Genomic DNA, 13,027 nt, shown 5'->3' on the forward strand with positions numbered 1-13,027 from the left:
CGGTGTTCAGGCGGTGGCGGCGAGCTCGGGCTCCTCGACCAGGACGATGAGGATGCCGTCGGCCTCGTCCTCGATCAGGTGGACGGTCCGCCGGCCGCACACGCAGACCAGCTCGGGGAACTCACCGTCGTCGAAGTACACGCAGGTGTGCGGGTGGCTGCTCATGTGCCGACGGTAACCACGACCACCGACACGACCCGGTCAGGACATGCCGCAGGGCAGCTCGTCGGGCAGCTCGAACCAGAACCGGGTGGTCCCGTCCGGCCCGTCGGTCACGCCGATGCGCCCCCCGTGGGCCTCGATCACCCGCCGGGCCACCGCGAGGCCGATGCCGCTGCCGGGTGCCACGCCGGAGTGGTCACCGCGGTTGTACATCGCGAAGATCTCCTCCCGGCGCCCGGGGTCGACGCCGGCGCCGTGGTCGTCCACGCGCACCGTCCACCCGTCGCCCGTCCGGTCTGAGGTGATGGTGACCCGGGGCGGGTCGCCCGGTGTGGCGTACTTCAGGGCGTTGGTCAGCAGGTTCAGCAGCACTGCGTACAGCTGCTGCCCGTCACCCCTGACGGTGGGCAGGGTGCCGACGTCCACCTGGGCGCGGGTGCTGCGGATCAGGGGGGCGGCGTCCTCCAGGCAGCTGCGCACCAGGCCGGCCAGGTCCACGTCCTCGACCGCGAGCGCCCCACCCACCCGTGCGTAGGCGAGAAGCCGGGACATCATGCGGGCCATGCGTCCACCGGCCCGCAGCGCCGCGTCGGCGAACCGGGTGGCGTGCTCGTCGTCGGCGATGGCGGGTTCGGAGGCCAGGACCTCCAGGTTCGCGAGCATGGCGGTGAGGGGGTTGGTGAGGTCGTGGCTGACCTGGGCGGCGAACATGCCGAGCTGGTCGTTGGAGCGGGCGAGCTCGTTGCGGGCGTGGGTGAGCTCGGCGACGGTGCTCTCGAGCTCGTCGGTGCGCAGCCGCAGCTCCAGGACGTCCATGACGCGTTCGGCGAGGGCGCACAGGGCGTCGACCTGCTCGGTGGAGGCCTGCCGGGACCGGGGGTCGAAGGTGCAGAGGCGGCCGATGACCACACCGGCGGGGGTGGTGAGGGCCGCGGAGGCGTAGAACCGGACGGACGCCAGCTCGCCGGTGACGAAGGGGGAGTGGCGCAGGCGTTCGTGGGCGGGGGCGTCGGGCACGACGACGGGCCCGGGTTCGTCCAGGACGGCCGCGCACATGGACGCGTCGTGGGTGCACACGGACGGTTCGACTCCGACGGTGGCGACCTGGTGCTGGTGCCGGTCGGTGACGATGTTGATCGCGGCGCCGTCGACGTCCATGACCTGTGCGGCGAGCTCGGCCAGGGCCTGCAGGTCCCGTGACGGTGCGCGTTCGAGGACGCCGTACCTGTCGATCGCCTCGAGGCGTGCGGTGGGTCCAGCGTTCATGCCCCGACCATGCCACGGACGACGTCCCTGGTCACGGGCTCGTTGGTGCGTCGGTGTCAGCCTGTCCGGATGTATCCGGACGTGCCGGTCATGTCGGCCCGGGGGTGGGTCGTCCGGTCGCGCAGGGCAGGGACAGGACGAACGTGGCGGTGCGGCTGGGGGCGACGGTCAGGCGCCCGCCGGTGGACTCGGCGAGGGTCCGCACCTCGGGCAGGACGTCGGTGGCGGCGGGGCCGGCGTGCTGCACCTGGACCTCGACGCGGCCGTCACGCTCCTGGACGGCGATGGTGACCGGTTCGTCGCCGTGGGTGGTGGCGTGGCGGATGAGGCGTTCCAGCACCTGGGTGGCGACGGCGGGGACGACGCGCGCGTGGACGCGTCGCCCGGTGAGGGTGGTGAGGGGGCGGGCGCCGGGGTCGGGGTCGGCGTTGACCGCCCGGGCGACCTCGTCGACGAGGGCGGTGAGGTCGACGTCGGCGAGACCTTCGGTGCGCTGGTCACGGGCGCGCTCCAGCACCCCGGTGACGGCGGCGGAGAGCCGGTCGAGCTCACCCAGCGCCCGGCGCAGGTCTTCCACGACGTCGGGTGGGGTGCCGGGGCGCAGGGTGACGTCCTCGATCTCCAGGCGCAGCGCGGTGATGGGGGTGCGCAGCTCGTGGGAGGCGGTGACGGCGAACTCTCGTTCCCGTTCCAGCTGGTCCTTCAGGCGGGTGGCGCTGGCGGTGAGGGCGGTGCCGATCGCGTCGACCTCGGGCAGCCCGGTGGGGCGGACGGTGAGGTCGAAGTCGCCGTGGCCGAGCCGGTCGGCGTCCTCGGCGAGGTCCTGGAAGGGCTGGGCGACCCGCTTGGCGAGCAGGCCGCCGGCGAGCGCGGCCACGACCACGAGGCCGAGCGCGGTGAGGACCAGGGGTTGGACGAGGTCCAGGACGGCGCGGTCGACGTCCACGCCGGAGCGCACGATGGTGACCACGCCCCCGCCGCGCACGGTGCGGGTGAGCACGACCTCGGCCTGGTGGCCGATGGCGTCGTGCCCCACCTGGGTGATGGCCCCGGTGGGGGCGATGTAGGTGGCGCCCTCGCCGGGTCGCAGGAGCGTGGCCAGGTACTGGGTGGTGACGTCGCCGGGGCCGGATTCGCGCTCGGCGAGGGCCGCGGCCACCAGGGAGGCGGTCCTCTCGGTCTGCGTGACGGCTTCGTGGGTGGCCGCGACGGACAGCACGTAGGCCAGGGGAACCGCGAACAGCAGGACGAGGCCGACCGCCATGGCGACGAACACGGTGACCAGACGACTACGCACCGGGGTCCACCGGCTCCAGGCGGAACCCGACGCCCCGTACCGCCACGATGCGGGCCGGTGCGGTGCGCTCCTCGAGCTTGTGCCGCAGGCGCCCGATGGTGACGTCCAGGGTCTTGGTGGAGCCGAACCAGTTCTCGTCCCACACCTGGTCCATGAGCCGTTCGCGGGTGACCACGCCCCCGTCCTCGGCGTGCAGGATGCGCAGCACGTCGAACTCCTTGGGGGTGAGGGGCACCTCGACGGTGCCTGCCCACACGCGCCGGGACGAGGTGTCGACCCGGAGGCCGGTGGTGGACGGCGCCGGTGGTGCGGGACGCCCGGTGCCCGCCTCCCCGGCGTCGTTCGCCGCGGCGCGGGGGGTGGCGCGGCGCAGCAGGGCGCGGACGCGGGCCTGCAGCTCGGCGACGGCGAACGGTTTGGGCAGGTAGTCGTCGGCGCCCATGTCCAGCCCGAGGACCCTGTCGATCTCGGACCCACGGGCGGTGAGGATGAGGATCCCGCCGTCGTAACCGCCGGCCCGGATGTCGCGGCACAGGTCCAGGCCGTCGACGTCGGGGAGCCCCAGGTCCAGGATCACGAGGTCGACCGGGGCGTCCTGAAGCGCCTGGGTGGCGGTGGCGCCGTCGGGGGCGCGGGTGACGGTGTGGCCCTCCCGCTGGAACGTCCGGGACAGCGGGAGGGCGATCCCGTCGTCGTCCTCGACGATGAGCAGGTGGAACCCCATGCCTCGAGCATAGGAGGGGCCTGGGCGGCCCACCTGTCGGGAGGTCCGCAGGTCACGGACCTGATCATGGTCAGAAGTCCGTGTCGACGGGACCCAGCTCGGTCGCTGGGGTCGGCGAGACGGGCAGCCCGAACACGTCGGTGACGGAGGCGCTGGGCGTCCACACCATGGTCGCGGCCGGGTTGACGACGCGTCCGGCCGGCCCGCTGGTGCGCGCGCCGAGCACGACCGTGATGACGGTGCGGTCACCTTCGGGGCCGGGTGCCGTGGCAGCGGTCATGGTGGCGGCGAACGTCGCGGTGCTGTGGGGGTTGATGTAGTTCTGGTTGAGGTCGACCGACCCGAGGTGGACGACGCTCCCGGCCCGCTGGACGTCGAGGACGTCGTTGGAGTTGCCGTTGCCGACGAGTCCTCCGGAGCGGAGTCGGGTGGTGACGGCAAGGGGCTGTCCGTTCCACCCGGGGGTGACGGTGGCGAGGTCGACAACGCCGCTGTACGTGAAGGTGATCACGTCCCCGGCGTCGACCTGGCCGGCGACGCCGGGGCCGTTGACCGCTTGGATGTCGTGTGCCTGCAGCGGGGTGTTGACCACCCGTACCCCGGATCGGGTCGGCGACGTGGTCCGGGTCCCGGTCGCGTCGAGCAGGACGGCCCGCAGGTCGTACGTCCCGTCGGGCACGACTCGGGTGTCCAGGTCGCACTGGTAGGGCGCCCGGGGGAGGGTGCACACGTCGGTCCATGTGCTGCTCCCGGTGGGTGCGACCTGGAGGGTGACCGACGTGACGCCCGCGGTGGAGCTGGCGTCGGCGACCAGGTTGACCGTTCCGCGCAGGGTGGGGCCGGGGTCCTGGAGGGTGATGGTCGAGACGTTGGCGACGACCTGCCGGTCGAGAACCACGGCGGACGTGTTCGTGTTGCCGGCGGCGTCGACCGCGACGGCGCGCAGGTCGTACGAGCCGGCGGGCAGGGTTGTGGCGTCCGCCGCGCAGGTGAGTGGAGAGGTCGTGCCGCCGCACATGTCGGTCCAGGTCGCGGTGCCCGAGGGTGCCGCCTGCACGCGAATCCCGGCGAGCCCCGAGCCTGTGTCGTGCGCCGTGGCCGTCACGGTGAACGTCCCGGTCAACGGGCTGCCCGGGTCCGTGAGCGCCACCTCAGGCGCTTCGTTGTCCACGACGGTGCGCACGGGCTCGGTGGTGGTGGCCAGGCCCGCGCCGTCGACGGCGCGGGCGCGCAGGTCGTGGGAGCCGTCGGCGTGGGTGGTGGTGTCCCAGGAGCAGGTGTACGGCGCGGCGGTGCGCGTGCACACGGTGGTCCAGGCGGTGGTGCCGACGGCGCGACGCTCGAGGGTGACGTGCGCGATGCCGGACTCGGCGTCGGCGGCGGTGGCGGTGAGGGCGACGGTGCCCGTGACGGTGGCGCCCGGGTGGGTGAGGGCGACGGTGGGGGGTGTCCAGTCCGCTGCTGCGGCGACGCTCGCGGTGGTGGTCGTGGTGGCGGTGAACGCCGCCGAGGACTCCTGCGGCGCGTGGGTGGTGACGGCCACGACGAGGACCCCCAGCACGGCCAGGGCGGCGAGCGGTCGCTGCAGCATGTCAGGCTCCTGCGGGGGCGAGGGCGTCGTCGGTGGTGGGGGTGGTGTCGGCCTCGTCGTCGCGGCCGGGGAACAGCGCCCGGATGACCTGCACGAGGCTCACGACCGTGATGATCGCGGCCGGAACACCGATGACCAGGACGCGCAGCCCGCGGTCACCGAGCACGAGGAACAGGTAGCCGATCCAGGGGATGGAGAACGCGGCCACCGGCTGGGTCTGGCGGTCGAGGGTGAACTCCCACGGGTCGGGCTTGGCGTTCGCGTCACCCTGGGTGGTGAACAGGGCCGCGCCCTCGTCGGTGGCGTCGATGGTGGTGATGCGGTGGGTGACCAGGTTGGTGACGCCGGTGTCTGCCGGTGGCAGGTACGTGATGACGTCACCGACGGCCAGCTCCTGGACGGGCACGGCGCGGGAGAACAGGACCGAGCCCTTCTCGATGGATCCCGACATGGACCCGCCGGTGATGACGTACCGCTCGAAGCCCATGTGACCGACCGCCACGTACGCGGCGCCGGCGAGCAGGACGGCGACCACGAGGGTGTTGCCCAGCACCTGCGCGGTGCGGCGGGTGACGCGGCGGATGCGGCTGGGCTGGGTCATCTCAGTTCTCCGGCGTGGTCGTGGCTGGTGCGGTGCGGGACGTCGTGGCCCTCATGGGTGCAGCGGGGCCACCGCACGGGGAGGGGCGGGCGCGGGCCCGACCCTCCCCCGGGGGATCACTGGTCGACGCTGGTGCCGTCGAGCTGGACGGAGTCCCACCGGTAGCTGGCCTGGGCGACCTTGCCCTGCTGGCTGTTGCCGGCGTCGGGGGACATCTGCACGGTGAAGCGGTAGGTGGTGGCGTCCGAGGGCTGGAACACGCCGAGCTCGTTGCGGGCGCCGTCGGTGAGGCCGCCGAACGTCCCGGAGTACACCTCGGTGCCGTTGGTGGTGTCGGTGATGGTGAGGCTGAGGGCCTCGGCGGCGAACGTGGAGGTGGAGGTCACCTCGGTGAGCCCGAACGAGGCGGGCAGGCTGCCGGTGTTGGTGAGGGTGAGGGTCCCGTTGAGGGTGTCACCGGGCTTGAGGTCGGTCAGGTTGAAGATGGCCTGCCCGTCCTTGCTGTTGCTCTGCGTCAGGGTGCCGGAGGTGACGGCGTTGATGCTGTTGTCGCTCTGCGAGGTGAACGTGGCACCTGACTGCAGGGTGATGCCTCCGGCGACGACGAGGACGGCGAGCGGGGCGAGGACCTTGGTGCGCTTGGCGGCCATTGTGCTTCTCCTTGGTGCGGTGGGGAACCTTGTGACATGAACGCTACGGAGCGTCGTTCCACGGCACGGTTACAGGAGATACCCGCCTGATCCACAGGTCGGTAACAGTCGCAGGAGCGGCCTTCCTGACCTGCGTCGAACGGTATCGACGCAGGTCAGGGGCCTGCGTCAGGTCGCGGCAGAGACGATCTGGATGAGGTTCCCGCACGTGTCGTCCAGCACGGCCGTTGTCACAGGGCCCATCGACAAGGGTTCCTGGGCGAACTCCACGCCCAGGGCGGTCAGGCGCTCGTGCTCGGCGGCCACGTCGTCCACCGCGAACGACGTCACCGGGATCCGGTCCGCGTGCAGGGCCTGCATGTAGGGGCCGACGGCGGGGTGGGCTGCGGGTTCGAGGACGAGCTCGGGGCCGTCGGGTTCCTCGGCCGAGACCACGGTGAGCCACCGGGCGGCGCCCACGGGGATGTCGTTCTTGACGACGAACCCGAGGGCGTCGGTGTAGAAGCGCAGCGCCTTCTCCTGGTCGTCGACGTGCACGCTGGTCAGCTGGATGCGGGGCAAGGTCGTCCTCGGTCCGTCGTTCGGTCAGGCCTCGGTCGATGCTCCCACGCCGGTACGGTTCCGTCATGGAGCACACGTGGCGCTGGTTCGGACCGCAGGACCCGATCACTCTCGCCCAGGTGCGGCAGACGGGTGCCACAGGGGTGGTGACGGCCCTGCACGAGGTGCCCAACGGTCAGGTGTGGCCGGTGGAGGCGATCGCGGCGCGCAAGCAGCTGGTCGAGGACGCGGGCCTGACCTGGTCGGTGGTCGAGAGCATCCCGATCCACGAGGACGTCAAGCGTGGCTCCGGTGAGCGGGACAGGTACGTGGAGGCGTGGGCGCAGTCGGTGCGCAACCTGGCGGCCTGCGGCCTGGACGTCGTCTGCTACAACTTCATGCCCGTCCTGGACTGGACGCGCACGGACCTGGCGTTCGCCCTGCCGGACGGGACGTGGGCGCTGCGGTTCGACGCCGACGCGTTCGCCGCGTTCGACGTGTTCGTGCTCGGCCGCCCGGGCGCGCAGGAGGAGTACGACGACGACGAGCTGGCCAGGGCGCGGGCCCACTACGAGGGGTTGGACGAGGCCGGGCGCGAGGCGTTGACCCGCACGGTCATCGCGGGGTTGCCGGGTGCGGAGGAGCACTACGGCTTGGACGAGCTGCGGGCCGTGCTCGCCACGTACGAGGGCATGGGTGCACCTGATCTGCGGGCCACGCTCGCCTCGTTCCTGCGGGACGTCGTGCCCGTGGCCGAGGAGGTGGGTGTGCGGTTGGCGATCCACCCGGACGACCCGCCGCGCCCGCTGCTGGGCCTGCCGAGGGTGGTGAGCACGGCCGCCGACGCCCAGGGGGTCCTGGACGCCGCGCCCAGCCCGGCGAACGGGTTGACGTTCTGCACGGGCTCCTACGGGGTGCGGCCGGACAACGACGTGGTGGCGATGGCCGAGCGGTTCGCCGAGCACATCTTCTTCGCGCACCTGAGGTCCACGCGCCGTGAGGCGAACCCGGCGAGCTTCCACGAGGCGGTGCACATCGACGGGGACGTCGACATGGTGGGTGTGGTCGCGGCCCTGGTGCGTGAGGAACGACGCCGGGAGCGCGAGGGCGGTCCGCGGCTGCCGATGCGCCCGGACCACGGGCACCAGATGCTCGACGACCAGGCCCGCCGCACGAACCCCGGCTACTCGCTGCTGGGTCGGATGAAGGGCCTGGCCGAGCTGCGCGGGGTCGAGCTGGCGGTGCGCCGGCTCCTGCGCGACGACATCTGAGACGAGAACGCCCACATCGTGTCCGGATGATGGGACAACTGGGGGGTCGGTTTGGTGGGCCTCGGTACCCGATGCAGCATGGGCGCCATGACCCGCCACAGCATGCTCGTCCAGGACGTCGCCGCGGCCGCCGCCCGCGCGATGTGCTGCTGTCGAATGCTGGAGCGGGACGCCGCGACCGCCTGAGCCACGGACCGCCCTGACGGGCACCTGATCCGACCGCTCCGACCGTCGGCCCCCGGTACTCAGCTGCCGGCCCCCGCTGCCCCCGCACAGCCCCTGCTCACCTCAGGCAGGTCCGTGCCCCCCCGCGTGCTGAGCCGCGACGCCCGCACCCCCGCTCGACCGAAGGATCCACCGTGCCTGCTCCCGCCCTGACCACCCTCGCACCTCACTCCCGGCGCACCGCCCGTCCGGCCTGGCGCCGTGCCGCTGCCGCGATCGGCGCCGCGGCCCTCGTCGTCGGCCTGGCCTCCTGCGGCACCGACGACGACGGCGCCGCCGTCCCGGAGGAGGGCGGGACCACCGAGACCGTCACCATCGGCGTGGTCGGTGCCGCCCAGGACTACTGGCGCATCTTCGAGGAGCGCGCCGCCGACGAGGGCATCGACGTCGACCTGGTCGACTTCACCGAGTACAGCCAGCCGAACCCGGCGCTGAGCCAGGGCCAGCTGGACGTCAACCAGTTCCAGCACATCCTGTACCTGGCCCAGTACAACGTGGAGGCCGGTGAGGACCTGGTGCCGATCGGCGCCACGGCCGTCTACCCGCTGGGCCTGTACTCCGAGCGCCACACCTCCGTCGACGACATCCCCGAGGGCGGGGAGATCGCCGTCCCCAACGACCCCACCAACCTGGCGCGGGCCCTGCTGGTCCTGCAGGACGCGGGCCTGGTGGCGCTGCGTGACGGCGGTTCGGCGTTCGTGACCGAGGCCGACGTCCTCGCCGAGGAGTCCCGGGTGAGTGTCACCCCCGTCGACGCCCAGCAGACGGCCCTGGCCCTGGGGTCGGTGGACGCGTCGATCATCAACAACGACTTCCTGCTGGACGCCGGGATCGACGCCGACAGCGCCCTGTACCAGGACGACGCCGGTTCGGACGCCGCCCGCCCCTACATCAACATCTGGGCCACGCGTGCCGAGGACGCCGACAACCCCACGTACCTGCGCCTGGTCGAGATCTTCAAGGACGAGGAGATCCAGCAGGCCCTGGTCGAGAACTCCGGGGGCACCGCGGTGCTGGCCGACCAGTCCGCCGAGGAGCTCCGGGGCTACTTGGCCGACGTCGAGGCCGACGCCCAGGGCTGACACGCAGACCGAGACGAGGCCCCATGAGCCCTGCCCCTGTGATGGTGCGCTTCCGCGACACCGTCAAGACGTTCCCCGGCACGCACGGCGAGATCCGTGCGGTCGACGGCGTGAGCCTCGACGTCCACGAGGGGGAGGTGTTCGGTGTCATCGGGTACTCCGGCGCCGGCAAGTCGACCCTGGTGCGGTTGATCAACGCCCTGGAGCCGGTGACGTCGGGCCAGGTCGTGGTCGACGGCGTCGAGGTCGCCGGACGTCCCGAGTCCGAGCTGCGACGGGTCCGTGCCGGCATCGGGATGATCTTCCAGCAGTTCAACCTCCTGTCCTCGCGCACCGTCGCGGGGAACGTGGGGTACCCGCTCGCCGTCGCGCGCTGGTCCAGGGCGCGACGGCGGGCGCGGGTCGCCGAGCTGCTGGAGTTCGTCGGGCTGTCCGACAAGGCCCGGCAGTTCCCCTCCCAGCTGTCCGGCGGGCAGAAGCAGCGGGTGGGGATCGCCCGGGCGCTCGCGACCAACCCCCGGCTCCTGCTGGCCGACGAGGCGACCTCGGCCCTGGACCCCGAGACCACCCAGGACGTCCTGGACCTGCTGCGCCGCGTCAACGGCGAGCTGGGGGTCACGGTCGTGGTCATCACCCACGAGATGGACGTCGTGAAGCACCTGTGCGACCGGGTCGCGGTCATGGAGGACGGGAAGGTCGTCGAGCTCGGTGAGGTGTACGACGTGTTCTCCCGGCCCCGGCACCGCGCGACCCGCCGGTTCGTGGGCTCGGCGCTGCGCGACCGTCCGAGCCCTGGGGCGTTGGAACGGCTGCGCCACCGGCACCCGGGGCGCGTCGTGACGGTGGCGGTGCAGGAGGACGGGGCCTCGTCGACCGACCTCACCCGTGCGCTGCGTGAGCACGCCGTCGACGGGACCATCATCTACGGGGGCATCACCGAGATCGCCGAACGCCCCTTCGGGTCGCTGACCCTCGAGCTCGAGGGCGACCACGGGGACGTCCAGGCGTTCATCGCGGACCTGTCCCGCACCACCTCGGTGCTGGACCTCGGCACCGCGGCCGCCCCGATCGCCGACCCCGACGCGACGGACCTTCGATGAACCGCGAGACGAACTGGGACTACCTCCTCCCGCAGCTGTGGGAGGCGTTCGGCGACACCGTCTACATGGTGTCGGTCACGCTGCTGATCTCGGGTGTCGTGGGGCTGGCCATGGGCCTGGCGATCTACGTGACCCGCCGGGGGAACTTCCTGCAGAACCGCACCGTGTTCGCCGTCCTCAACGTGGTCATCAACACGATCCGGCCGATTCCGTTCGTGATCTTCGTGTTCGCGGTCGGGCCGGTCGTCCTGTGGCTGGTGGGCCGGACGATCGGCACCGAGGCCGCGATCCCGCCGATGGCCGTGATGGCGTCGGTGGCGTTCGCGCGGCTCGTCGAGCAGAACCTCGTCGCACTGGACCCCGGGGTCATCGAGGCGGCACGGGCCATGGGCGCCTCCCGGTGGCGGGTCATCTGGTCGGTCCTGATCCCCGAGGCGCTGGGGCCGCTCATCCTGGCGTTCACGTTCCTGACGATCGCGGTGATCGACATGTCCGCGATCGTCGGGATGATCGGGGCCGGTGGCCTGGGGGACTTCGCGATCCGCCACGGCTACCAGCGCTTCAACTGGGACGTGGTGCTCGTCACGGTCGCCGTGATCGTGGTGATGGTCCAGGCCGTCCAGCTGCTCGGCAACGCCCTGGCCCGACGGTTCCTGCGCCGCTGAGGTGCCGGTTCGAAGGGGCGCCCGTCCCTGCGTTACCCTGGTGCCGACCCCTCGTACGGCGTCATCTCGCTGAACTCCCCCAGGGCCGGAAGGCAGCAAGGGCAGGCGGGCTCTGACGGGTGTGCGGGGGGTCCTTGCATGTCTGTCGACCAGCCCTCACCCTGCCGGGGCCACGGGCACGCACACCTCGGTGACCCAGGCGCTCGGGTCGGGGTCCTCGCTGGGGCTGACCACGTAGATGGTGAACATGGGCCCGGCGAAGGTCAGGCCCTGCTCGGGGATCCACCGGCCCAGGGCCTCCATCACCTCACCGATGCCGTCGTAGGGGCCGCGCAGCACGGCGCACGCGACCTGCTGCTCACCGACCTCGACGCAGGCCAGCTCGGTGGAGCCGGTGAAGGGGGCGGCCACGTCCAGCTGCACCTCGACGTCGGGACCGGTCTCGACGGGTTCGGGGTCGTGGAAGGTCGCCGAGGCGGTGCCGCCCTCGGCGGGCCGGGCACCTGCGGCGGGCAGCGCGGACATCAGGCGCTGCCACAGCAGGCCCTCGTCGCGGTAGGTGGGGATGGTGTCCCGCACGCTCGCGACGACGCGTGGCGCCAGGGTGCGGTGGGTGATCTCGACGGACATGGGTGGTGCCTCCAACCGCGTGGGGTCGTGTCCATGACCCCCCGACCCTGCCACCGTGGCGGGGCCTTGGGTAGGGGTTCGGGGGTGCGGTCGGTGGGCGGTGCCCCCGGCGTCGCCGCACGCCTCTACAGTCGTCACGTGAGCACCGCCCTGTACCGCCGCTACCGGCCCGAGACCTTCACCGAGGTGATCGGCCAGGAGCACGTCACCGACCCTCTGATGCAGGCGCTGCGCAGCGACCGCGTCACCCACGCCTACCTGTTCTCGGGCCCGCGTGGGTGCGGCAAGACGACGTCGGCGCGCATCCTGGCGCGATGCCTGAACTGCGCGGAGGGCCCCACCGACACCCCGTGCGGGCGGTGCCCGTCGTGCCGTGACCTGGCCCGTGGCGGTGGGGGGAGCCTGGACGTCGTCGAGATCGACGCCGCCAGCCACGGTGGTGTGGACGACGCCCGTGACCTGCGCGAGCGGGCCACGTTCGCCCCCGCGCGGGACAGGTTCAAGATCTTCATCCTGGACGAGGCCCACATGGTCACCTCGCAGGGATTCAACGCGCTGCTGAAGATCGTGGAGGAGCCCCCGCCCCACATCAAGTTCGTGTTCGCGACCACCGAGCCGGACAAGGTCATCGGGACCATCCGGTCCCGCACCCACCACTACCCGTTCCGGCTGGTCTCCCCGGACACCCTGCTGGGGTACCTGGACCAGCTGTGCACGGCCGAGGGGGTGCCCGTGGGGTCCGGTGTGCTGCCGCTGGTGGTCCGGGCGGGGGGCGGCTCGGTCCGTGACTCGCTGTCTGTGCTGGACCAGCTGGTCGCGGGCGCGGACGACTCGGGCCTGGACTACGAGCGTGCCGTGGCGCTGCTCGGCTACACCCACGCGGCGCTGCTCGACGACGTGGTCGAGGCGATCGCCGCGCGTGACGGGGCCAGCGCGTTCCGGGTGGTCGAGCGGGTCGTGGTGACCGGCCACGAGCCGCGCCGGTTCGTGGAGGACCTCCTGGAGCGGCTGCGGGACCTGATCGTGATCGCGGCGTCCGGGCCAGCGGCGCAGGCCGTGCTGCGTGACCTGCCCGCCGACCAGCTCGAGCGCATGCGGGCCCAGGCCGCGACCCTCGGCCCGGCCGAGCTGTCGCGGTCGGCGGACCTCACCAACGACGCCCTGACGGAGATGACCGGGGCGACGTCACCGCGCCTGCACCTGGAGCTGCTGGTCGCCCGGCT

At 72.2% G+C, this 13,027-nt stretch carries 14 protein-coding genes and 1 other RNA gene; 6 read left to right on the forward strand and 9 right to left on the reverse strand.

The genetic code is table 11. The annotated features are described in order from the left end of the window. Positions 1-6 precede the first annotated feature (6 nt). From N869_RS17215 to N869_RS02030, 8 genes are all read right to left on the reverse strand, one after another. The gene (locus tag N869_RS17215) at positions 7-165 is read right to left on the reverse strand and encodes a hypothetical protein (RefSeq protein ID WP_156968289.1); all 159 of its coding nucleotides are present in this window, start codon (positions 163-165) and stop codon (positions 7-9) included. 36 nt (positions 166-201) lie between these two features. After that, positions 202-1,428 carry a sensor histidine kinase gene (locus N869_RS02000; RefSeq protein WP_035057097.1) on the reverse strand — a complete coding sequence of 409 codons (1,227 nt, stop codon included), beginning with the start codon at positions 1,426-1,428 and terminating at the stop codon, positions 202-204. Between the two features lie 88 nt (positions 1,429-1,516). Beyond that, on the reverse strand, positions 1,517-2,725 hold the full coding sequence (locus N869_RS18700; RefSeq protein ID WP_035057099.1) for a sensor histidine kinase: 1,209 nt from the start codon (positions 2,723-2,725) through the stop codon (positions 1,517-1,519). Continuing rightward, positions 2,718-3,449 (reverse strand): response regulator transcription factor, encoded by a 732-nt coding sequence (locus N869_RS02010; RefSeq protein ID WP_035057102.1) that lies wholly within the window; start codon positions 3,447-3,449, stop codon positions 2,718-2,720. The genes N869_RS18700 and N869_RS02010 overlap by 8 nt, the downstream gene beginning before the upstream one ends. A gap of 70 nt (positions 3,450-3,519) precedes the next feature. Beyond that, positions 3,520-5,040: an Ig-like domain-containing protein gene (locus N869_RS02015; protein WP_052104857.1), complete on the reverse strand. Its 1,521-nt coding sequence runs from the start codon at positions 5,038-5,040 to the stop codon at positions 3,520-3,522. 1 nt (position 5,041) lies between these two features. Further along, complete coding sequence (locus tag N869_RS02020) at positions 5,042-5,641, reverse strand: signal peptidase I (protein ID WP_052104858.1); 600 nt, start codon at positions 5,639-5,641, stop codon at positions 5,042-5,044. A 116-nt stretch (positions 5,642-5,757) separates the two neighbouring features. Beyond that, on the reverse strand, positions 5,758-6,291 hold the full coding sequence (locus tag N869_RS02025; protein ID WP_035057104.1) for a TasA family protein: 534 nt from the start codon (positions 6,289-6,291) through the stop codon (positions 5,758-5,760). 168 nt (positions 6,292-6,459) lie between these two features. Continuing rightward, the gene (locus N869_RS02030) at positions 6,460-6,852 is read right to left on the reverse strand and encodes a VOC family protein (RefSeq protein ID WP_035057106.1); all 393 of its coding nucleotides are present in this window, start codon (positions 6,850-6,852) and stop codon (positions 6,460-6,462) included. 65 nt (positions 6,853-6,917) lie between these two features. Between N869_RS02030 and uxuA the strand changes: the two genes are divergently transcribed. The 5 genes from uxuA (at position 6,918) to ffs (ending at position 11,313) form a co-directional block, all read left to right on the forward strand. Further along, complete coding sequence (uxuA, locus tag N869_RS02035; RefSeq protein ID WP_035057137.1) at positions 6,918-8,102, forward strand: mannonate dehydratase; 1,185 nt, start codon at positions 6,918-6,920, stop codon at positions 8,100-8,102. A gap of 359 nt (positions 8,103-8,461) precedes the next feature. Further along, positions 8,462-9,409: a MetQ/NlpA family ABC transporter substrate-binding protein gene (locus tag N869_RS02040; RefSeq protein WP_232229575.1), complete on the forward strand. Its 948-nt coding sequence runs from the start codon at positions 8,462-8,464 to the stop codon at positions 9,407-9,409. Between the two features lie 23 nt (positions 9,410-9,432). Next, entirely contained in the window at positions 9,433-10,509 is a 1,077-nt protein-coding gene (locus N869_RS02045) for a methionine ABC transporter ATP-binding protein (protein ID WP_052104859.1), read from the forward strand. Further along, a complete protein-coding gene (locus N869_RS02050; protein ID WP_035057109.1) occupies positions 10,506-11,174 on the forward strand; it encodes a methionine ABC transporter permease in 669 nt (222 codons plus the stop codon). Before N869_RS02045 ends, N869_RS02050 begins: the two co-directional genes overlap by 4 nt. 42 nt (positions 11,175-11,216) lie before the next feature. Continuing rightward, an RNA gene (gene ffs / locus N869_RS16805) (signal recognition particle sRNA small type) lies at positions 11,217-11,313 on the forward strand. 17 nt (positions 11,314-11,330) lie between these two features. Here the strand turns inward: ffs and N869_RS02055 are convergent. Next, positions 11,331-11,804, reverse strand: a complete 474-nt coding sequence (locus N869_RS02055) for a GyrI-like domain-containing protein (protein ID WP_052104860.1) — start codon at positions 11,802-11,804, stop codon at positions 11,331-11,333. A gap of 138 nt (positions 11,805-11,942) precedes the next feature. On the opposite strand from N869_RS02055, the gene N869_RS02060 reads away from it, so the two are divergent. Beyond that, positions 11,943-13,027: DNA polymerase III subunit gamma and tau (locus N869_RS02060; RefSeq protein ID WP_035057142.1), on the forward strand; the 1,085-nt coding region annotated here is incomplete at its 3' end.

The organism is Cellulomonas bogoriensis 69B4 = DSM 16987 (assembly GCF_000767165.1).
GTDB classification, from domain to species: domain Bacteria; phylum Actinomycetota; class Actinomycetes; order Actinomycetales; family Cellulomonadaceae; genus Actinotalea; species Actinotalea bogoriensis.